Annotated in this window: 20 protein-coding genes and 1 pseudogene; 18 read left to right on the forward strand and 3 right to left on the reverse strand. The window is 37.2% G+C overall.

Annotated features, from left to right (window positions below; translation table 11 throughout):
- The first annotated feature begins 106 nt into the window (after positions 1-106).
- The 4 genes from P9E47_RS12120 to coaD all read left to right on the forward strand — a co-directional run bounded on the left by P9E47_RS12120 (position 107) and on the right by coaD (position 2,936).
- The gene (locus tag P9E47_RS12120; protein WP_003329972.1) at positions 107-1,534 is read left to right on the forward strand and encodes a hypothetical protein; all 1,428 of its coding nucleotides are present in this window, start codon (positions 107-109) and stop codon (positions 1,532-1,534) included.
- A 114-nt stretch (positions 1,535-1,648) separates the two neighbouring features.
- Entirely contained in the window at positions 1,649-1,840 is a 192-nt protein-coding gene (locus P9E47_RS12125; RefSeq protein WP_003329971.1) for a hypothetical protein, read from the forward strand.
- Positions 1,841-1,845: 5 nt separating this feature from the next.
- Positions 1,846-2,400, forward strand: a complete 555-nt coding sequence (rsmD, locus tag P9E47_RS12130) for a 16S rRNA (guanine(966)-N(2))-methyltransferase RsmD (protein WP_003329970.1) — start codon at positions 1,846-1,848, stop codon at positions 2,398-2,400.
- Positions 2,401-2,453: 53 nt separating this feature from the next.
- A complete protein-coding gene (gene coaD, locus P9E47_RS12135) occupies positions 2,454-2,936 on the forward strand; it encodes a pantetheine-phosphate adenylyltransferase (RefSeq protein WP_003329968.1) in 483 nt (160 codons plus the stop codon).
- A 23-nt stretch (positions 2,937-2,959) separates the two neighbouring features.
- Here the strand turns inward: coaD and ylbJ are convergent, their stop codons facing one another.
- Positions 2,960-4,177 carry a sporulation integral membrane protein YlbJ gene (ylbJ, locus tag P9E47_RS12140; RefSeq protein ID WP_003329967.1) on the reverse strand — a complete coding sequence of 406 codons (1,218 nt, stop codon included), beginning with the start codon at positions 4,175-4,177 and terminating at the stop codon, positions 2,960-2,962.
- A gap of 155 nt (positions 4,178-4,332) precedes the next feature.
- Between ylbJ and P9E47_RS12145 the strand changes: the two genes are divergently transcribed.
- Positions 4,333-5,124, forward strand: a complete 792-nt coding sequence (locus P9E47_RS12145) for a patatin-like phospholipase family protein (RefSeq protein WP_003329966.1) — start codon at positions 4,333-4,335, stop codon at positions 5,122-5,124.
- On the forward strand, positions 5,117-6,184 hold the full coding sequence (locus P9E47_RS12150; RefSeq protein WP_003329965.1) for a SepM family pheromone-processing serine protease: 1,068 nt from the start codon (positions 5,117-5,119) through the stop codon (positions 6,182-6,184). The genes P9E47_RS12145 and P9E47_RS12150 overlap by 8 nt, the downstream gene beginning before the upstream one ends.
- Positions 6,185-6,239: 55 nt before the next feature.
- On the opposite strand, the gene P9E47_RS12155 is transcribed toward P9E47_RS12150, so the two are convergent.
- On the reverse strand, positions 6,240-7,475 hold the full coding sequence (locus tag P9E47_RS12155) for a nucleotidyltransferase (protein WP_326163551.1): 1,236 nt from the start codon (positions 7,473-7,475) through the stop codon (positions 6,240-6,242).
- A 112-nt stretch (positions 7,476-7,587) separates the two neighbouring features.
- On the opposite strand from P9E47_RS12155, the gene P9E47_RS12160 reads away from it, so the two are divergent.
- The 4 genes from P9E47_RS12160 to P9E47_RS12175 all read left to right on the forward strand — a co-directional run bounded on the left by P9E47_RS12160 (position 7,588) and on the right by P9E47_RS12175 (position 9,992).
- Positions 7,588-8,112 carry a YceD family protein gene (locus tag P9E47_RS12160; protein WP_003329963.1) on the forward strand — a complete coding sequence of 175 codons (525 nt, stop codon included), beginning with the start codon at positions 7,588-7,590 and terminating at the stop codon, positions 8,110-8,112.
- A 25-nt stretch (positions 8,113-8,137) separates the two neighbouring features.
- Positions 8,138-8,311, forward strand: a complete 174-nt coding sequence (gene rpmF / locus P9E47_RS12165) for a 50S ribosomal protein L32 (RefSeq protein ID WP_003329962.1) — start codon at positions 8,138-8,140, stop codon at positions 8,309-8,311.
- 174 nt (positions 8,312-8,485) lie between these two features.
- Positions 8,486-9,250 (forward strand): enoyl-CoA hydratase/isomerase family protein, encoded by a 765-nt coding sequence (locus P9E47_RS12170; protein WP_003329961.1) that lies wholly within the window; start codon positions 8,486-8,488, stop codon positions 9,248-9,250.
- A 103-nt stretch (positions 9,251-9,353) separates the two neighbouring features.
- Positions 9,354-9,992 (forward strand): RsfA family transcriptional regulator, encoded by a 639-nt coding sequence (locus P9E47_RS12175; RefSeq protein ID WP_003329960.1) that lies wholly within the window; start codon positions 9,354-9,356, stop codon positions 9,990-9,992.
- A gap of 41 nt (positions 9,993-10,033) precedes the next feature.
- Here the strand turns inward: P9E47_RS12175 and P9E47_RS12180 are convergent, their stop codons facing one another.
- Positions 10,034-10,513, reverse strand: coding sequence for an N-acetyltransferase (locus tag P9E47_RS12180; RefSeq protein ID WP_003329958.1), 480 nt, complete (start codon positions 10,511-10,513; stop codon positions 10,034-10,036).
- A gap of 186 nt (positions 10,514-10,699) precedes the next feature.
- Between P9E47_RS12180 and P9E47_RS12185 the strand changes: the two genes are divergently transcribed.
- The 8 genes and pseudogenes from P9E47_RS12185 (at position 10,700) to P9E47_RS12220 (ending at position 19,989) form a co-directional block, all read left to right on the forward strand.
- Entirely contained in the window at positions 10,700-11,614 is a 915-nt protein-coding gene (locus tag P9E47_RS12185; RefSeq protein WP_326163552.1) for a 2-dehydropantoate 2-reductase, read from the forward strand.
- Positions 11,607-11,990, forward strand: a complete 384-nt coding sequence (locus P9E47_RS12190; protein WP_003329956.1) for a DUF3397 domain-containing protein — start codon at positions 11,607-11,609, stop codon at positions 11,988-11,990. The genes P9E47_RS12185 and P9E47_RS12190 overlap by 8 nt, the downstream gene beginning before the upstream one ends.
- Before the next feature lie 83 nt (positions 11,991-12,073).
- Positions 12,074-13,699: pseudogene (gene bshC, locus P9E47_RS12195) on the forward strand (bacillithiol biosynthesis cysteine-adding enzyme BshC).
- Positions 13,700-13,872: 173 nt separating this feature from the next.
- Positions 13,873-14,304: a division/cell wall cluster transcriptional repressor MraZ gene (mraZ, locus tag P9E47_RS12200; protein ID WP_003329954.1), complete on the forward strand. Its 432-nt coding sequence runs from the start codon at positions 13,873-13,875 to the stop codon at positions 14,302-14,304.
- Between the two features lie 57 nt (positions 14,305-14,361).
- Complete coding sequence (rsmH, locus tag P9E47_RS12205; protein ID WP_003329953.1) at positions 14,362-15,294, forward strand: 16S rRNA (cytosine(1402)-N(4))-methyltransferase RsmH; 933 nt, start codon at positions 14,362-14,364, stop codon at positions 15,292-15,294.
- A 25-nt stretch (positions 15,295-15,319) separates the two neighbouring features.
- Positions 15,320-15,679 carry a cell division protein FtsL gene (ftsL, locus tag P9E47_RS12210; RefSeq protein WP_003329952.1) on the forward strand — a complete coding sequence of 120 codons (360 nt, stop codon included), beginning with the start codon at positions 15,320-15,322 and terminating at the stop codon, positions 15,677-15,679.
- Between the two features lie 32 nt (positions 15,680-15,711).
- Positions 15,712-17,970: a penicillin-binding protein gene (locus P9E47_RS12215; RefSeq protein ID WP_003329951.1), complete on the forward strand. Its 2,259-nt coding sequence runs from the start codon at positions 15,712-15,714 to the stop codon at positions 17,968-17,970.
- A 102-nt stretch (positions 17,971-18,072) separates the two neighbouring features.
- Complete coding sequence (locus P9E47_RS12220; RefSeq protein WP_003329950.1) at positions 18,073-19,989, forward strand: stage V sporulation protein D; 1,917 nt, start codon at positions 18,073-18,075, stop codon at positions 19,987-19,989.
- Positions 19,990-20,256 lie beyond the last annotated feature (267 nt).

Raw genomic sequence — 20,256 nt, forward strand, 5'->3', positions numbered from 1 at the left:
CAATTGATTGAAAAAACGTCAAAATTTTTTTTCAATTTCATATGTTAAACGCTTCTTATTTTTGGTATCGTAATATATGGTTACAAGTTACGGTCCGGGGGTATGTATGGTAAAGAAAATTATAATCATTTTGATATTCTTAATAATTATTATAGCGGGATTAACAGGATATCAATGGCTAATGTATGACAAACTTGAAAAAACGACTGAAAGAGTGCAAATAGAAAATTTAGAGATTGAAGCTGAAATAGTACATAAAAATGGACAACTTTCGTTCACTCAAACTGTTTCAAAACTAGGTCAGGACAGCTTCCTGATTAAAATTCCTAGTGGAGCAAAAGATTTCGAATGTCTATTTGCAAATGGTGAGAACTGTGAAACGAGGAAGGAATCAAATTATAATCGTATCGAGGTTGGGAGCGAATCACTTATAACATTTAAATATACAGTTCCATTTGATGAAGCTAAAAATGACTATTGGCTAGAAAATGGTTTTGTTCAACTTTTTTCAAATGACGAAACACCGCTTTTAGAAAATTTCACCGTAACCATATTAGAGGATGTTAATAAATCAAATCGGTGGTTTTCAGGTGCATTAAGTGAGGTACGTGTTGATAAAGAACATATTTCGTATTTTGCATGGACGAAAAAGGATACAACGTTGTTCCCTTTGTATATGTCAAAGGTCCAATTAAATAAACTTGAAAAGTTCGAGCCTCACCTTTCCTTTTTTTCATTAAATACAACTGATGAAGATATTGATTTTAATAATAATTGGCATAAACAATTACCGTCTAATAACGGACTTACTATCGTGCAATCTAATCATAGACAAGTATATACAGCACCATTATTAGTCGTTATTCCAAAAGATTATAACGCCAAAAAATTAGAGGAACTAGCCATTCAGGCATATTTGCAAAATTATAAAAGGCCAAAATCTCACGATTACGAATGGGTCTGGAACGTTCTGCCTTCCTTTATTCTTGACCGTCCGACAGGTGAAGGAAAAGAAATAGAAATGTCTAAAGAGCTGCTTGGAAATCTTCGGCCAGAGATTAAAGATGCCTTTGCGTCGTGGCTTCTCAAGCAAAATCAGGATATGACGGAAATAACGTTAGCTGAGCTTGATAAACAGCTATCAGAATTATGCAGCTTAAAAACATTATTTTTTGAAAAAAATGAAAGTCAGACTAATTCATTCGTTCCGTTATATTATATTGATAAGAGAAATGTTTTTTACGGGGATAAAGAAGTGAGTTTAAAAGGGAATGCTGTGATAAAAAACAATAATCTCCTTTTTCCTTTCCGAGAAACGCTGGAAAACACAGGATTTGAAGTAAATCTTATTACAGATCAGAATAAATACGAAATAATAAAGGCTGAAAACCGGTGGATCTTCTCATTGGAGGATGGAGCAAATCCGAATCCGTTAGAGTTAATAGGGGAGGATTTGTATATATCGGAAAACGGGCTTGAAGAATTTCTAAAGACAGAAGTTATTAAACGAAATGAAGGAATTTATTTACGATAAGGCAAAAAATAAAAAAACCCCTGCTTTCGCAGGGTCCTTCTATTTTTCCTGAAAGCCTATGTTGACTTCCATTTCAAGAAGGCAAAGGGAGAGGAGAAACCGGAGGAAGAACTTATGGGGAAACGTAAGTCTTCTCCGCGGTTGGCAACAACATCAGAAAATGATGTTGTTACTATCCATTATGACCAAAACTTTTTTCTATATACATCTTATTTTGTCTTCACTATTGTTGATGGTTGTATATTTATGGTAGGATGGAAAAGTAAAATTGTAGAAGTTGGAATTATGCATAGGGTATATAGGTGATTGATATGAGAGTTATTGCTGGAAAATGTAAAGGTCGACCACTTAAAGCAGTCCCAGGAATAAATACAAGACCTACAACTGATAAGATTAAAGAATCAATTTTTAATATTATTGGTCCTTATTTTGATGGTGGAGAAGGCTTAGATTTATTCGGGGGCAGCGGCGGGCTTGGTTTAGAGGGATTAAGCCGCGGACTTGATAAAGTGATCTTTGTTGATCGAGACCGAAAAGCAGTAGATGTTATTAAGCAAAATATTAAGTTTTGCGGGTTTGAAGATCAAGCGGAAGTGTTTTGCAATGATGCCAACCGGGCCCTTAAGGCAATCATGAAAAGGGGATTCAAATTTTCGCATATATTTTTAGATCCACCTTATAAGCTCAAGGAATTGGAAGCAATAATAGCCGATATTGATAAGGCGCAGCTTTTATCCGAAAGTGGGCTGATTATTGCAGAGCATGGTATCGAGCTGATGCTTCCGGATACAATCGGCGGTCTTCGCCTACAAAGAAGGGAAGTTTATGGAAGTACAACAGCTGTTTCTATTTTGAATTATAAATAAATTACTGAAAATTCAATCAGCTAACTTTACTCAGTAGGGGAAGGGGAGAGTGTATGGCAAGTATTGCTGTTTGTCCAGGAAGTTTTGATCCGATTACTTATGGGCATTTAGATATCATTAAACGAGGGGCAAAGGTATTTGGAACACTTTATGTTTGTGTATTGAACAATTCTTCAAAAAATCCGCTTTTTTCTGTTGACGAAAGAATTGAACTCATAAAAGAGGTTACAAAAGAAATTCCGAATGTAGTTGTTGAATCATTTGACGGATTGTTAATTGAATATGCTCGGAGAAAAAGTGCAACCGCGATTTTAAGGGGATTAAGGGCGGTATCGGACTTTGAATATGAAATGCAAATAACATCAATGAACAGAACATTGGGTGAGGAAATTGAAACCTTTTTTATGATGACAAATAATCAATACTCATTTTTAAGTTCCAGTATTGTTAAAGAGGCTGCAAAATATCACGGGAATATTTCAAGTCTTGTTCCTAAGGCAGTGGAATCAGCATTAAGAGAAAAATATAGAGGCTGACCAGAACTTGGTCAGCCTTTGATCTAGTGAAAATTGGCTTTTGTATAAACAATAATGTACAAGCATAAAGAAGCGAGCGTAATTAGTGCACCGTATTGCAATAAAAAATCCCAATACATATAAAGCCAGGAAAGACCTTGATCATTGGCTAAAGCGGGAATCACTTCTTGTTTATCGTTCATTGTATAGAGATTGACATAAAGCGGCTTCCACAATAAAAATGCAAAAATTGATGAAAAGATGCCTTGCATAATTCTAGCGATAAAAAACGGCTGAAAGCGAATATCTGTTTCGGCTAAAATACTTGCTACCTGTGCCTGAACAGAAAACCCACTAAATGCGAGAATAAAGCTAGTTATGATCACTTTAAAGAACAGATCGACCTCTTCCGTTTGACTAGTAAGTTGACTCCCCAGTGTTATTTCAAACAGCCCTGAGATAAGCGGCAAAGCGAGTTCGGTTGAAATATGAAATAGCGAAAGTATAAAGCCGACAAAAACAGCTACAACCTCGGTGATATTCACTATGTAGAGCAAGCGATTAAATACAGAAAACAAAATAATAAATCCACCAATCATTAAAAGTGTGTGGATCGATGAAGTAACCGCATCTCCCAACATTTTGCCGATCGGTCTACTATTACTTATTCTCGTTTCATGGAGCGAATGAAAAGCCTCCTTAACAGAAAAATAAACTTTTTTATATGGAACTTCACTTTCAACATTATGTCTCCCGTGAAATCTCATCATAAGGCCAACACAAAAGTTCCCCAAATAATGGGCAGCCGCTAATAAAATGCCGACATTGGCATTATTAAAAAAACCAACTGAAACAGCTCCAAAAATAAATAATGGATTAGAGGAGTTTGTAAAGGAGGCCAATCGTTCCGCTTCGATCGCTGTTAATTGTTGTTCTTGTCTTAGCCGAGCGGAAAGCTTTGCACCAGCTGGAAAGCCTGACGCCATGCCCATCGCCCAAACAACTCCTCCTACACCTGGAACTTTGAATAAAGGACGCATAAGGGGTTCGAGGAGGATTCCAATGAACTTTACTACACCATATCCAATTAATAGTTCAGAGACGATGAAAAATGGTAGTAAGGATGGAAAAACGACCTCCCACCACATCACCAAGCCGCGCCTTGATGCTTCTAATGATTCTTTTGGGAAAAAAATCAATCCGAATGCCACAAGTGAAATTGAAATGGCGAGTAGGATTGTTTTTAGTTTAGAACGTGTCACGTATAGCCCCCCAGCGAATTCTTGAGTTCTTAATTCTATACTTGCTGAATATAGAATGGTAAAATAAGGTCAAATCAATCTCGTCCTACTATAAATATACGAATTTCAAATTAGAATAGACCTAATTTAAGGAAAAGGACAATGGAGGGAAACTTTTGAGAAAACCAAAAATAGGCTTAGCACTAGGTTCAGGTGGAGCTAGGGGGTTTGCTCATCTAGGTGTAATTAAAGCTTTACACGAAGCCAACATACCAATTGATTGTATTGCAGGAAGCAGTATGGGGGCATTGGTTGGTGGATTATACGGGTCGGGTCACGATCTTGAGCGTTTATATAAGTTGGCGGCTGCATTTAGAAGGAAATATTACCTTGACTTCACCGTCCCTAAAATGGGCTTTATAAGTGGCCAAAAAATAAAGGAATTTATCCGCATTTTTACGATGGGGAGAACAATAGAGCAATTATCCCCCACTCTTTGGATCGTGGCTACCGATATTAAAACGGGTGAAAAGGTTATTTTTAAGGACGGTCCTTTAGCAAATGCTATTAGGGCAAGTATTTCGATACCAGGTATCTTTATTCCGGAAAAAATAAACGGGCGTCTTCTTGTGGATGGGGGAGTTGTCGATAGAGTTCCGGTCTCTGTTGTGAAAGAAATGGGAGCGGATATCGTAATAGCTGTCGATGTTTCACATGTGAAAGGTGATGTAGAGATTACATCGATATTTGACGTGATTATACAGAGTATTGACATCATGCAGGATGAATTAGCCAGATTAAAACAATTTGATGCAGATGTAATGATTAAACCGCGTGTGGAGCAATATAGTGCTAAGGCCTTTACAAATACTGAAGATATCATCCGTATCGGTGAAGAGGAAGCACTAAAGCAAATTCCGTTAATAGTAGATGTTATACAGAAGTGGAAGGAGTCGCAACATGAATAAGCTGAAAAGTATGTCAAAAAGCTGGATCATCATTCTTGTCATAACCCTTTTACTAACCTTCGTTCAGCTCCCCTATTATATCTCATCACCAGGAATGGCGACAGAGCTGGCTCCAATTGTAAAAGTAGAAGGTGGAAGTAAGGAAAGGGGAAGCTTTTCTTTAACAACCGTTCGGATTGGTAAGGCGAACGTAGTTCAATATGCGTGGGCAAAGGTAAATGATTATTATGAAATTTATCCTGAGGACTACATACGCCCGGATGGTGAAACAGAGGATGAGTATTCCAACCGCCAGCTTCATATGATGGAAAATTCAAAGGAACAAGCTACCGTTGTCGCTTACACAAAGGCCAAAAAAGACATTGATATCAAATATAACGGTGTTTTTGTTATGAGTGTTATACCGGGAATGCCGGCGGAGAAGGTTTTAAAAGTAGGTGACCGCTTATTTTCAGTTGATGGTCATGTTATGAAGTCGTCAGAAGAGTTCATTAAATATGTTTCAACGAAGAATAGTGGAGACACAGTAAAGCTAAAATTGGAAAGAAAGGGAAAAACGATGGAAGTGAAAGTACCATTAGCTGTTTTTCCTAAAGAACAAACTGGTGAACAAAAAGATAAGGTAGGCTTAGGAATCCTTCTTGTAACGGATCGTAAAGTAGAAGTGAATCCCCCTGTGACAATCAATACAGAAAAAATTGGTGGACCGTCTGCCGGATTAATGTTTTCACTTGAGATTTACAATCAATTAATTGATGAGGATTTGACAAAGGGCTATAAAATTGCCGGCACCGGCACAATTAGTTATGAGGGAGTAGTCGGGCGTATTGGCGGCATCCATCAAAAAATTGTTGCGGCGGATAAATCTAATGTTGAAATTTTCTTTGCACCAAATGAGTATGGTAAAACCCGTATTGATAAAAATGGAGAAAAAATACTAACAAATTACCAGGAAGCACTGGAAACGGCGAAGGATATAAAATCTGACATGAAGATCATCCCAGTCAATACATTTGACGAAGCAATTGCCTATCTAGAAAAATTACCACCGAAAAAATAAAAAAGCGGAAGAGGCTGTTGGGTTACAAAATTTTAGCCTCTTTCGCTTTTTTTTTTTACAAAAATTGTTTATTGTTTTGATCATACCGTATCGGTGGATTCGAAAATTCACTCTTTATCATATTTGAACGATAAGGCTCATTTAAACAAGATGCATAAACATTCGAAGCCTTTATATCAAGCATGACTTGCTCATTAGAAAAGGATGCAAGACGTGAAACAAACGGAATAGCTACTTTCTTTTTGATGGAGTTTAAATACTCCTGACCAGCAAGTGAAGTACCTAATAAACGAATATAGGTCGGATACTCACTGTTTTCTCTCATTAGGGATTTCGAAGTATTTGTCAATATATGTACACAAAGCCGCTGTAATCTTGTCCATGTATATCGCTTTGTTTTTATCTTTTCCATAAACTCCTTAAATGTCGCAGCAGACGTTATATTTTGCAATAGGCGATTTTCTAGTCCTTCTTCTACTTCATAGATTTGTCTGAGTTCTTCAGGTGTTGAGGTAAGAAGCTTGTATTTAAAATAAGCGTAGTAATTTTCCCAATGATGGAACATTCCAAAGCTTTTCTTGTAGGACAAAAGATGCGAGTAGGTAGTATCTGGAATAACATTTTGTATTTCTTCCAAATTTGTTCTTTCTGAAAAAAGGCTCGAACGGATGCTAGTTGCACTTGCAATATGTTGGTCTGCGATATGTTGATCATGATACCCGGCCTTTGTACGTTGTATCGTAAATGGTTGTATCCTACTGCCCAGTTTATCAACGGCTTCTACATAATGGAAACCTAAAATATTATTTGGTTGTGAAAGATCAACCGCCGAATCTACAAATTGTAAAGCATGAAATGCATCTGAGGTTGCTCTTGGATAGCTTTTTCCTTCTTCTAATGCTTTTTTAATGAATTGATCAAAGGAGCCTTTCCTTGCTTTCATTTCTTTTAGTGTGTTTTGAAAAGAGTAAATATCACCGTTTTCACTGCCAAAGCAAATACTATCAACCTCCAAGGCATGCAATAAACTTACCGCACCAAATGCAAACACCTCAGCCTTTTGGGTAGCAAATACATAAGGCAGTTCGATCACTATATCTGCTCCACCTTCAAGCGCCATTTTTGTCCGTGCCCATTTTGATACTAATGCAGGTTCACCACGCTGTAGAAAATTACCGCTCATGACTGCAACAACTAAATCTGCCTCTGTTACTTTTCGTGATTCTTGGATATGATAGTAATGACCGTTATGAAAGGGATTATATTCCACTACGACACCAACAGCTCTCATACATAAATTCCTTTCTTTTTTCACTTTTTTATATATTCTACTGTAAAGAAAAAATATTGACAAATATGTTGGTGAAAGCTATAATTACCTTTGTTGCCTTGAGGTGAAATGAATGAAATGGTATATGAATCAATTAAATCAACTCCGAAATAAAGGGATTATTGTTGATGAAATGGTTGATGTAAATGAACTTATTGATATATCTGAAATTAGAAGAATTCCGCCTGTCCATGTTAAAGGGCATGGCGATTTTGGGTCTAATAAAGTTACATTTACACTAACAATTGAAGGGACAATGATTCTTCCCTGCTCTCGGACATTAAAGGATGCTACGCATTCATTTAAGATTGAAACAAGCGAAACCTATTTATTATCACCGGAAGGCTTTGGCCATCCGGATGAAGAAAATCTTCATCAGGTTGAAGGAGAAGTTCTTGACTTATTGCCGATGATCAAGGAAAATATCCTCTTGGAGATACCTATTCAAATCTTTTGTGATGACCCTTCTGGAGAAGGAGGAGCACCACAATCGGGACAAGACTGGGAAGTGATCACGGAGCATGATAAGAAAGATAAGATCGATCCTAGATTGGCAGCCCTGAAAGATTTCTTTAATGAAGACAAAAACAATGAATAGTTAACCTTTTAAGGAGGTGGGAATAATGGCTGTACCTTTTAGAAGAACATCTAAAACTGCAAAAAGAAAGCGTCGTACACACTATAAATTACAAGTGCCTGGTATGGTAACATGCCCTAACTGCGGAGAAATGAAGCTTGCTCACCGCGTTTGTAAAGAATGTGGTACTTACAAAGGTAAAGAAGTAGTAAACGACTAATAAGAAAAGCGGAAGCGCCTGTTTAGCGACGTATAAACTGGAGCTAGACAATGAAAAAAGCGCAGAGAATTTAATTCTCTGCGCTTTTTTATATAATTAAAGCAGGAATTTATGATAAGAAAGCAAATATTTAATAAATGGTTATTTTTACAAAAAAGGAAGAAGGGTAAGGGAATGGGAAAAGTTTTGCTAGAAAGAACTGAAAATGGGGTTGTATGGCTGACGATTAATCGCGTAGAAAAAAGGAATGCGATAGATTTTGACGTGATGGACAGCTTTAAAAGAGTTATAGACGAGGTTGAAGGTAACAAAAGTGATAAAGTGTTAGTAATAACAGGGGCTGGGAATAAAGCATTTTGTTCGGGCGGTGACTTATCAGTATTTCATGATCTTCATACAAAAGAGGAAGCCTATCAGATGCTCGCCAAAATGGGAGAAATATTGTATTCATTAGCAACGTTAACAAAACCAACAGTTGCTCTTTTAAATGGTGCAGCGATCGGTGGCGGTTGTGAAATTGCCTCTGCCTGTGACTTTCGGGTTGCAAGTGAAAATGCCAAGTTTGGATTTGTTCAAGGCAAGTTAGGCATTACAACAGGCTGGGGAGGAGCATCTATGCTTCTAGAAAAGCTGCCCTATGACAAGGCGATGACATTACTTATGACGGCAAACCGATTTTCAGCACAGGAGGGTCAAGGGCTTGGTTTTATTCATAAGATATTTTCAGAACAAAACCTTAAAGTGGAGTGCGAGGATTGGATTCAAGCTTATGTTGAACAGAGTTCTGGTGTACTAGCAGCCTATAAACAAGCTGCGGTTAAAAAATGGGAAATTGCCAATTTAAGAGACAGGATGTTTGCAGAAATTAATCAGTGCAGCATTCTTTGGGAATCGGATGAGCATCATGAAGCGGTGCAATCATTTTTAGATGCTAAATAACATGGAAGTACAAACAATACAGTGTTTTTAACTAGATTTTAGATTCTATCTTTTCTATTTGTTGCATAGAAATAAAAATAAAAACAATAGGAGAGATAGATATATGACGACATTAAGACAGGATGCATGGACGCAAGATGAAGATTTATTGCTTGCCGAGGTTGTGCTAAGACATATTAGAGATGGAAGTACACAATTGGCTGCTTTTGAGGAAGTTGGTCAAAAACTATCAAGAACAGCAGCAGCGTGTGGTTTTAGGTGGAATTCAGCTGTCAGAAAACAATATAAGTCAGCAATTGAAATTGCCAAAAAACAAAGAAAAGGTGAAAAAGCCGTAGAACCACCAAAACCAGTACTTGAAGCTGTGGAGAAAAAATTTAAAAGCAAGGTAGAGAAAGTTGATCAATCAGAGCAGCCAAATGAGTCAAAATCATTAGTGTCCTTCGATTCTATTATTGAATTTTTGTCATCAGTGGAGTCAACCGTTAAGAATACTGAAAACCTTAGCGAAGAAAATGAAGCGCTTAAAAATGAAATCAGTGAATTACAGAAAGAAAGAAACGAGCTGCTTATTAAAGTTGAAAAACTAACGGAAAATTACCACTTAATTGAAGAAGATTATAAAGCTCTTATTGAAATAATGGAAAGAGCACGCAAGATGATTGTCTTACAGGAAGAAGAAGGCTCCCGCTTTAAGTTCCAAATGGACAAAAACGGAAACCTTGAGAGAGTGAAAAAATAAAAGCTGACCAAATGTCAGCTTTTATTAATTAAACAACATCATTAATTTATTTTGTTTTCTGTTAAATGATCAGGATACCAGACTAATAGTTTTTCAGGCACATCCGCTGTGATCGGTGTGAAAGGCATAAAGCCCATTCTGTTCCAGAATCCCTCAGAGTTAATTCTAGGGCTTGTAATAATTGGAAGGTTAAAGCTTTTAGCGAACTCAATTAAGTTCTTTCCAAAACCTCTTTCACGATATTGTGGAAGTACTTCAAGTTTTGACAAGAAGAGATAATCTCGTTTTTCGTCGAATAAATAATCAAATTTTTTATCAGTATGATATAAGCTCATGCGTGCAACAAGCTTATTGCCATAATAAATACCATAGAATGGCGAATGTTTGCAATCGTTTTCAACAATGCTCCCTTTTAAGTCATCAAGCATTTGTAGCTCCTGATTGCCGTATTCTTTAAAACTCTTAAAATCCTCTAACGTCTTAAAATTGATTGATAACTTTTCAATTGGCATGATTTCCATGAAGGTAAACCTCCTTTTTCATACTGTTATATTTGCATTATAATACATTTAACAGAAAATTTCTTCTAATATATACTTTTTTAAAAAAGTTCAATAATTCAAAAAACTTGAGGGTAATTATTGACGCCAATATTCCCTATTTTTTGTTAAAATGATACTATAATTAAGACTTATGGAGGTTTTCGGGTGAAGGTCGCAATTATTGGCGGTGGTGCCGTCGGAATGCTTGTTGCCGCTTATTTTAATAAAGCAAATATCAATTCAGTCATTTATACTAGAAGAAGAGAACAAGCCCAGTTTTTGCATGAAAAAGGCTTAGAACTTATAAAGAACGGGATGACAACAACAAGCAAAGTCATGGCGCTCCCTTTTTCGGAGGGCCTTTTGGAAGATGCAGATTTCATTTTTATTACGGTTAAACAATATGATTTAGATCCGATACTTGATTATTTAAAGAAAAACAAAATCAAAATACCTATTGTTTTTTTGCAAAATGGAATGAGTCATACTCTCATGATATCCGATTTATACTCGGAATCGATTTATTTGGGCATTGTTGAGCACGGGGTTCTTAAACAATCGGACAATTGCGTTATTCATACTGGTGAAGGACGCCTTAAAATTGCAAACTATAGTGGAGAGCCGGGAAAAATCATAGCTATATCAGATGCATTAAATTCGATTGGTTTTCCTATTATCATTGAGGAAAATTGGTATGAAATACTTGCGGGGAAACTCGTTGTCAATGCGGTTATCAACCCACTTACAACCCTTTATGGCATTCGGAATGGGGGGTTACTGGAAAATGATTTTTATTTTTTAAATATGAGATCTGTTTTCCTTGAAGTGATACAAGCGCTTGCTTTAACAAACATCGACAACTTGTGGAATGATGTAATCTCCATTTGCCAAAATACAGGAAGCAACTATTCATCGATGTATAAGGATATTGAACAAGGCCGAAAAACAGAAATCCAGTCTATTATAGGTTATATACTAGAAGAAGGTGAAAAAAGAATGGTGCCAATGCCTAGACTTATGTTTTTGTATAATAGTATTAAAGGTATGGAAGCCAAAGGGAAGGAAGAGAGGAATGATTAATTTATTTTCAACATTCGTAGCAACTATAGTCACAGTGCCGATCCTTGTAATTTTTATCGTGTACTGGATCAGTCGCATCGTCACAAAGAACAAAAAAAAATCGCTACATTTATCAGTGGACATTTCGACTCTCTTTTTTATCATTGCCGTTCATTTCTCTATTATGGTTATTTGGGAAAAATCAGTGCTGTGGATCATCCTTCTTTTATTAATATTTATTGCTTCGATTTTTGTTTTTCTACAATGGAAAATCAACAATGAGATTATTTTCAAAAAGGTATGGAAAGGATTTTGGCGGTTTAATTTTCTGTTATTTTCGTTTAGCTATTTTTCACTCATTATTTTTGGATTAGTTCAAAGGCTAAATAATTTATAAGCATTATTTTTGGGGGTGTTCATCATTATTTGTTATACTCTTATAAAATGTTGTGTTATGTATAGAAGAAAGGAAGTATCTGCATGGAAATACAGGACGTCTCCCAGGCGTTAGCGAATAAAATTGCCTCTTCTTATATAAGCGGGGAGGACGAGGCAGCCTCTTTTTTTGACTATCCCAAAATTCAAAATGAAGAGACATACAAGAAGCGATTAGAAGAGTTGAGTAATCGGCAATTTCCACGACAAGAATTGGTTGACTATTTATTAGAGTTTCATAAAAACTTCGATGCTTCTGATAAAACGATCTCAAATATTAAAAGAATGTTGGATCCCAAAAGTGTCGTTGTCATTGGCGGCCAACAAGCAGGATTGCTAACGGGTCCACTTTATTCGATACATAAAATTATTTCCATCATTAAGTTTGCAAAAGAACAAGAGCAATTATTAAATGTTCCGGTTCTTCCTGTGTTTTGGGTTGCGGGGGAGGATCATGACTTTGCTGAGATTAATCATACTTACGTGCTGCACAATGGAAGGGTTGAAAAACGTGCCATAAAACAAAAGCATTTCAAAAAAAGCCCTGCATCTAAAGTGATCATTGATCAAAACAAGGCTGAAGATTGGATTAAGGAGATTATCGGTACATTCGGTGAAACGATTTATACAAATGATATTTTAAATCATCTTTATGATGATTTAAGAAAGTCTTCTACCTATGTTGATTTTTTCATCAATATTGTTTTTAGATTATTTAAAGATCATGGACTTATTATTGTTGATTCGGGTGATGCTGGCTTTAGAAAAATTGGATCACCTTTTATGGAAACGATCATCCGTAACAATTCGAAATTAGGGGAAAAGGTGCTATGTGGCCAATTGACCCTTAAGGAATTGGGCTATGGGCAACCGATTGAAATGAATGAACATAATGCCCATCTTTTTCTTATTCATGATGGGGAAAGGATTCTGTTAGAAAGATCCAAAACACAATTTGTTGGAAAGAATAAGGAATGCCATTTTGAACATACAGCGTTATTAGAGTTAAATCATAATCAACCGGAATTATTTAGTAACAATGTAGCGACAAGACCGCTTATGCAGGAGTATGTATTCCCGACATTGGCTTTTATTTCAGGCCCTGGTGAAATTGCCTACTGGGCAGCATTAAAGAAAGCATTTCATTTGTTTGGCTTTAAAGTGCCTCCTGTGATTCCGAGATTAATGATTTCCATCTTAGACAGGAAGACTGAAAAATACGTGAAAGAGCTGGGCCTGGATATAGCGAAGGTTGTGAACCGTGGATGTCAAAACGAGAGAGAAGATTGGCTTAAAAAACAACAGCCGTTTCCGATCGAGCAAATGACAGAGGAAACGATAACACAGATTTTGAATGCACATAGACCTTTTAAAGAGCTGGCCATCCAAGTTGATCCTCATCTTAAGGATTTGGCAGAAAAAAATGCAGAGCTTATTCAATCACAAATATATTACTTAAAGCAGAAAATGGAAAAGTCAATCCGTTTTCAACATAAAGTTGAGTTGGAGAAATTTGACCATATCAATCATTTTATCAAGCCTTTGAATGCACCGTAGGAGAGAATATGGAATATTTTTTACTATATTAACCTTTATGGTTACCAAATTATCGATGAAATGTTAGATCTAAATTATCAATGGAATAACCAACATAAGGTTATTACTATTTAAATGCTATAAACTATAAAAAATGACGTATTATAACAATTTAAGTTCCGAATTTGTCGAGCAAAAACCTGTGATGTATGCAGGTTTTTTTATTTTTTTTCACGAATAATTCATAAAGTAAGTGGTGGAAAGTGGTGATTTGTGGTATTCTATGGTCAGAAAGTGGGGCGTAATGTATGTTCATGGGGGAATATCATCATACCATTGATCAAAAAGGCCGTATGATTATTCCGGCTAAATTTAGGGAACTCCTTGGAGAAGGCTTTGTACTAACAAGGGGTTTAGATCAATGCTTGTTTGGTTATTCCTACGATGAATGGCAAACCTTAGAAAATAAATTAAAAACCCTTCCTTTTACTAAGAAAGATGCTCGAGCGTTTACACGTTTTTTCTTCTCTGGTGCAACTGAATGTGAAGTGGACAAGCAAGGAAGAGTAAATATTGCTCCTCCACTAAGAGATTATGCCAAACTCGATAAAGACTGCGTCATTGTAGGTGTTTCCAATCGTTTTGAGATTTGGAGCAAATCAATTTGGGATACATACGTTACGGAGTCTGCAGAATCATTTGCTGAAATTGCAGAAAGTATGGTTGATTTCGATATTTAGATGCAAAATAGCATTATGAAGCAACAGGAAAAAGACTAGGGTGGAGTAGATGTATAAATGTTTGAACACATAACTGTTTTAAGAGAAGAAGCTGTTGAAGGGTTAAATATAAAGCCGGATGGAATCTATGTTGATTGTACTTTAGGTGGTGCGGGACATAGCGAACTCATTTTATCGAAGCTTTCCAAGTCTGGCAGATTATATGCTTTTGACCAGGATGAAATGGCGATAGCGCATGCTGCTGAAAAATTAGCGGCATATAAAGATCAAGTCGTCTTAATAAAAAGCAACTTCCGCTATCTGAAAGAAGAGTTGCAAGAGCGGGGCGTAGAGGGAGTAGATGGAGTCCTTTTTGATCTTGGCGTATCATCACCACAACTTGACATTGCTGAAAGAGGATTCAGCTACCATCAAGATGCACCGCTGGACATGAGAATGGATCAAACGGCGCCAATATCGGCTTATGATGTCGTTAATCACTGGAGCTATAATGATCTTGTTGGAATATTTTTCCGATATGGAGAGGAGAAATTTTCGAAACAAATTGCAAGGAAAATTGAAGCTTTTCGTAGTGTTAAACCAATTGAAACGACAGGGGAGCTTGTAGAGTTAATAAAAGAAGGCATTCCTGCACCGGCAAGACGAGCTGGAGGACATCCGGCTAAACGGGTTTTTCAAGCTATTCGGATCGCTGTAAATGATGAACTTAAAGTATTCGAAGAGGCGATTGAGGATGCGATTTCGATCACCAAACCAGGTGGGAGAATAGCGGTTATTACGTTTCATTCATTAGAGGACAGAATTTGTAAGACAACATTTAGTAAATGGAGTAAAGGTCCCGAATTACCTCATGGACTTCCGATCATTCCGGAAGAATATAAAGCTAAGCTAAAGCTAATAACTAGGAAGCCAATATTACCTTCAGAAGAAGAAATGGAGCAAAACAAACGAGCGCGGTCTGCAAAATTAAGAGTGGCCGAGAGACAATAACACATTCTAGCAGGAGGTTTTAGTTTTGAGTAATCTTGCCTACCAGGTTCAACCCAAAAAACAGCAGCAGAATAAACCAAACTTGAAGCCTCGAGTAAAGGTGAAAAAGAAAGGTATTATCACAACTGGAGAAAAATTACTGCTTTCACTTTTGCTCATTTTTAGTACAATAGGTTGTACGATGATCATTTCTAAGCAAGCAGCTATTTTTCAACTCAATAATGATATTCAAGTTTTGGAATCCAAAATTACCGAACAGCAAAAGGTCAATAGTGGTTTAGCAGAGGAAATAACTGAATTGTCAAGACCACAGCGGATATTAAAAATTGCTAGTGAACAAGGATTAACAATCACTGATAATAATGTCCAAGTAATCGGTAATTAATTTCAGTAATTAGTTTTTAGTGTGGTGAGAAAATGAGTAAAAAAACAACAGTACATATTAGAGTTGGAGCGAGGATATTATCATTAATATTTGTCCTGCTCTTTTTTATTTTAACAGGTCGTTTTATTTATATACAGACCGTAAAAGAAGTTGATGGACATGATTTAACCGTTTTAGCCGATGAAAAGTGGGGAAAGGAACGAACTATTGAAGCTTCACGTGGACAAATACTTGATCGTAACGGACAAGCAATTGCAAAGGATGTACCTACTTATTCGTTGTATGTGGTTATTAGTGATAAATATTCAAAAAATTCTCCTGTCCCCCTTTATGTTATTGATAAGCATGAAACGGCAGAAAAATTAGCTCCATTATTGAATATGCAAGCTTCAGAGATTGAGAGACGGTTAAACCCTGCTAATCCAAATGCTGTTCAAGTAGAATTGGGACCGAAAGGCAGAAATATTAATCATCAATTAATGGAGGAAATTAAGGCACTGAACCTTCCGGGCGTTTATTTTACCCGGGAGAAAAAGAGATTATATCCGAATGGTATTTTTGCTTCCCACGTAATCGGGTTTGCACAGCCTGATGAAAAAGGTAAATTGGTTGGTAAAATGGGTGTTGAAAAAACTTTTGATGATCTCTTGCAAGGGAAAGATGGTCGTGTAACATTTCAAAGTGACCGGAGTGGCTTCAAGTTGCCCGATCCAAAAGAAATGATTCAGGCTCCTGAAAACGGGAAGAATGTTTATTTAACATTGGATCAAAAAATCCAAACATTTTTAGAAAATGCATTAAGCTATGCTGAGAAGGAGTATGAACCCGAGAACTTGATTGGAATTGTCGCTGATGCGAAAACGGGTGAAATATTGGCTATGGGTACTAGACCAAGCTTTGATCCGAATACTCGTGAAATTTCCAATTATATGAATGAAGTAATATCATCGAGCTTTGAGCCAGGTTCAACAATGAAAATATTTACGATAGCTGCAGCAATTGATGCAGGTGTATTTCGTGCAAATGAAACTTATCAATCAGGATCTTACAGGATCTCGAAGAAAGACAAGGCCATTAGAGACCATAACCGTGCTGGTTGGGGAACAATCACGTATTTGGAGGGGGTTCAACGATCCTCCAACGTTGCTATGGCCAAGCTTGTAAACGAAAAGCTTGGCGGTGATAAATTTCTTGAATATTTACGAAAATTCCATTTTGACAAAACAACAGGAATTGATTTACCGAATGAAGTACCAGGTAATATCTTATTTCGATATCCAATTGAAAAAATTACGACCTCTTACGGACAGGGAACAACCGTAACTCCAATTCAGCAAATTCAAGCGGCTACCGCTATTTCAAATGGCGGCAAAATGATGAAGCCATATATTATCAAAAAAATTGTTGACCCAAAGACAGGGGAAGTTATTAAACAACAAGAGCCAACAGTTGTTGGAGAGCCTATTAAAAAGGAAACTGCTAAAGAAGTTCTTGATATTTTAGAGACCGTCATCTCATCTGAAGCAGGTACTGGTAAATCATATGCCATTGAAGGTTATCAAGTTGCCGGAAAAACGGGTACTGCTCAAATTCCTGATCCAAAAACCGGAAAATATATGACAGGTCATGGAAATAATATCTTTTCGTTTTTAGGCTTTGCACCAAAGGATGATCCGAAACTAATTGTCTATGTATCTGCGAAAAGACCAAAACTTGAGCCTACTGAGCTTGGTTCCGCTCCAGTATCTTATGTTTTTAAAACAGTCATGAAAAATAGTCTAAACTACTTGAATATTGCACCAACAGAGGCTACAAATATTGAAAAACCGGTTGTGAAAGAAGGTATCGAGACTCCAAAAGTTATTGGAAAAGGGTTAGATGAAGGGGCGAAAGAACTCTCACAAGCAGGTCTTACTGTCATTAAGCTAGGTCAGACCGGTAGTGTAACAAAGCAAATTCCTTTGCCGGATTCGAAGGTGCTAGAAAAGGAGAAAATTATTATCAAGGCAAATGGCAAGATGAAAATGCCTGATATGACCGGATGGGCTTTTAGAGATGTGACCAAAATAGCTGATATTGCCGACTTAAAGCTAAACGTAATTGGAAAAGGCTATGTAACGAAGCAAAGCATCCAGGCAAATTCTGAATTTAAAGATGGAGATTATTTAGTGGTGGAATTAAATCCACCGTTTGAGGAAAAAGAGCCCTTAGTAAAGCTTGAAGATGAGGTGAATTTAAAGGGGAAAGAAGATCAACAAATATTCGAACTATTGAATAGCGTCCAAGATTAAATTAAAGAGCTTCTGCTAATGCTTCTTGGGCTATTCCATGTTCTATTCCGCACTGTACAAGCATAAGATGAAACAAGCTAAGTCAAGGAGGTAAGACGATCTTTGAGAGTTTCAAATGTTACGGTGCGGAAACGTTTAGTTACAGTATTATTAATTGGATTATTACTATTTTTGGTAATAGATGTAAGGCTAGGGTATGTACAGTTAGTAATGGGAAATTGGTTGAGTGATAAGGCTATGGATTCCTGGGGAAGAGATATTCCTTTTGAGCCGGAACGAGGAGAAATTCTCGATCGAAACGGGGTTCCACTAGCAACAAATGTAAGTGCTCCGACTGTTTATGTAATACCAAGACAAATAGAAGACCCAGCTGACGCAGCCAAGAAATTAGCTGCTGTTTTGAATGCTTCGGAGGAAAAAGTATATAAATCGATGACGAAGAACTCTTTAAATGAGCGCATTACGGAAGGAAGAAAACTGTCGAATGAAAAAGCCAATGAAGTACGAGCTCTTAATTTGAAGGGGGTCTATATCGCTGAAGATTCAAAACGGCATTATCCGTTTGGGAGCTATCTATCACATGTCTTAGGATTTACTGGGATTGATAATCAAGGTCTAATGGGACTTGAGCTTTACTACGATGAAAAGTTGAGTGGAAAAAGGGGGCATATATCGTATATTGCCGATGCAAAAGGTAGAAAAATGCCCAATTCCACTGACGAATATACACCGCCAATTGATGGTCTGAATATGAAGTTAACAATTGATTCCCGTGTTCAAACCATTATCGAAAGGGAATTAGATATTGCTGAAGCAACCTACAACCCAGATGGTGCGATTGCGCTTGCAATGGATCCAAAAACTGGCGAAATTTTAGGAATGTCATCAAGACCTGATTTTGATCCGGAAAAATATCAAACTGTACCTCAAGAAGTATATAATCGGAACCTCCCGGTGTGGAGTACATATGAGCCAGGATCTACTTTTAAAATTATTACGTTAGCGGCTGCACTAGAGGAAAAGTTAGTAGATCTGGAAAAAGATCATTTTAATGATCCAGGTGCGATTAGAGTTGAAGGTGCAACGTTACGCTGTTGGAGACGGGGCGGACATGGATCACAAACATTCCTAGAGGTTGTCCAAAACTCATGTAACCCCGGCTTTGTAACTTTAGGGCAGAAATTGGGTAAAGACCGTTTATTTCAATATATTAAGAATTTTGGATTTGGTCAAAAAACAGGGATTGACCTGCAGGGTGAAGGAACTGGAATCCTTTTTAAAATGGATCGTGTCGGTCCTGTAGAGTTAGCTACAACTGCTTTTGGTCAAGGGGTGTCTGTTACTCCGATTCAGCAGGTAACAGCTGTTGCTGCTGCTGTTAATGGTGGCTTTTTGTATCAGCCCTATATCGCCAAGGAATGGGTCGATCCGATAACCGGTAAGGTCATCAGCCGCAATACCCCTATTATGAAAAAAAGGGTCATTTCTGAGGAAACATCGAAGCAGGTAAGATATGCGCTAGAAAGTGTTGTAGCTCAAGGTACAGGAAAAGGGGCATTTGTCGATGGGTATCGTGTCGGCGGCAAAACCGGTACAGCCCAAAAAGTAAAAGATGGACGATATATGGAAAATAACCATATTGTTTCATTCATTGGTTTTGCTCCAGCAGATGACCCGCAAGTTGTTGTCTATACAGCAATCGATAACCCAAAGGGGACAGTTCAATTCGGAGGAGTTGTTGCTGCTCCAATTGTCGGAAATATATTGGAAGACAGTCTCAGGGCTCTTGATGTTAAAAAGAGAAGCGGGCAGATTGAGAAGGAATACACATATCCTGATCCAAGAATGGTTGAAGTTCCAAACATTGTTGGTTTAAAAACGAATGAATTGCAGAAATACCTAATTGATCTAAGATTAGAAAAGAGTGGTGTAGGTTCAATTGTCATCGATCAAACACCAGAACCTGGCGAAAAGGTTGAATCCGGTGCAACAATTCGCATATTATTAGGTGGAGAATAACTCTTTCCTTGAAGCGCCTAGCCCAAAATAAAGCTAGGCGTTTGCACTTTCAAAGAGAAATGAATGCTAAAATCAAATGCGCCTTGGCGTATTTGCGCCCAGATTTTTTCGAGCTTGCTCGAAAAACTACCTTTGAAAATCTGAGGCATCCGCCGGAGGCTTTAACTTTATTCAGTAGTGCTCTTCTACTGAATAAAGTTAAAAAGATATATTATCCAAGCCTACTTTTGATATAATGGGTGAAGTGAATTTTTATTTTCTATTTTA

Source organism: Schinkia azotoformans, from assembly GCF_035811335.1.
GTDB lineage: Bacteria > Bacillota > Bacilli > Bacillales > Bacillaceae_J > Schinkia > Schinkia azotoformans.

Excerpts from the sequence above, each read along its gene's own strand:
- P9E47_RS12120 (WP_003329972.1), top strand. The coding sequence starts at position 107 with ATGGTAAAGAAAATTATAATCATTTTGATATTCTTAATAATTATTATA.
- P9E47_RS12125 (WP_003329971.1), top strand. The coding sequence starts at position 1,649 with ATGGGGAAACGTAAGTCTTCTCCGCGGTTGGCAACAACATCAGAAAAT.
- rsmD (WP_003329970.1), top strand. The coding sequence starts at position 1,846 with ATGAGAGTTATTGCTGGAAAATGTAAAGGTCGACCACTTAAAGCAGTC.
- coaD (WP_003329968.1), top strand. The coding sequence starts at position 2,454 with ATGGCAAGTATTGCTGTTTGTCCAGGAAGTTTTGATCCGATTACTTAT.
- P9E47_RS12150 (WP_003329965.1), top strand. The coding sequence starts at position 5,117 with ATGAATAAGCTGAAAAGTATGTCAAAAAGCTGGATCATCATTCTTGTC.
- P9E47_RS12155 (WP_326163551.1), bottom strand. The coding sequence starts at position 7,475 with ATGAGAGCTGTTGGTGTCGTAGTGGAATATAATCCCTTTCATAACGGT.
- P9E47_RS12160 (WP_003329963.1), top strand. The coding sequence starts at position 7,588 with ATGAAATGGTATATGAATCAATTAAATCAACTCCGAAATAAAGGGATT.
- rpmF (WP_003329962.1), top strand. The coding sequence starts at position 8,138 with ATGGCTGTACCTTTTAGAAGAACATCTAAAACTGCAAAAAGAAAGCGT.
- P9E47_RS12170 (WP_003329961.1), top strand. The coding sequence starts at position 8,486 with ATGGGAAAAGTTTTGCTAGAAAGAACTGAAAATGGGGTTGTATGGCTG.
- P9E47_RS12175 (WP_003329960.1), top strand. The coding sequence starts at position 9,354 with ATGACGACATTAAGACAGGATGCATGGACGCAAGATGAAGATTTATTG.
- P9E47_RS12180 (WP_003329958.1), bottom strand. The coding sequence starts at position 10,513 with ATGGAAATCATGCCAATTGAAAAGTTATCAATCAATTTTAAGACGTTA.
- P9E47_RS12190 (WP_003329956.1), top strand. The coding sequence starts at position 11,607 with ATGATTAATTTATTTTCAACATTCGTAGCAACTATAGTCACAGTGCCG.
- mraZ (WP_003329954.1), top strand. The coding sequence starts at position 13,873 with ATGTTCATGGGGGAATATCATCATACCATTGATCAAAAAGGCCGTATG.
- rsmH (WP_003329953.1), top strand. The coding sequence starts at position 14,362 with ATGTTTGAACACATAACTGTTTTAAGAGAAGAAGCTGTTGAAGGGTTA.
- P9E47_RS12215 (WP_003329951.1), top strand. The coding sequence starts at position 15,712 with ATGAGTAAAAAAACAACAGTACATATTAGAGTTGGAGCGAGGATATTA.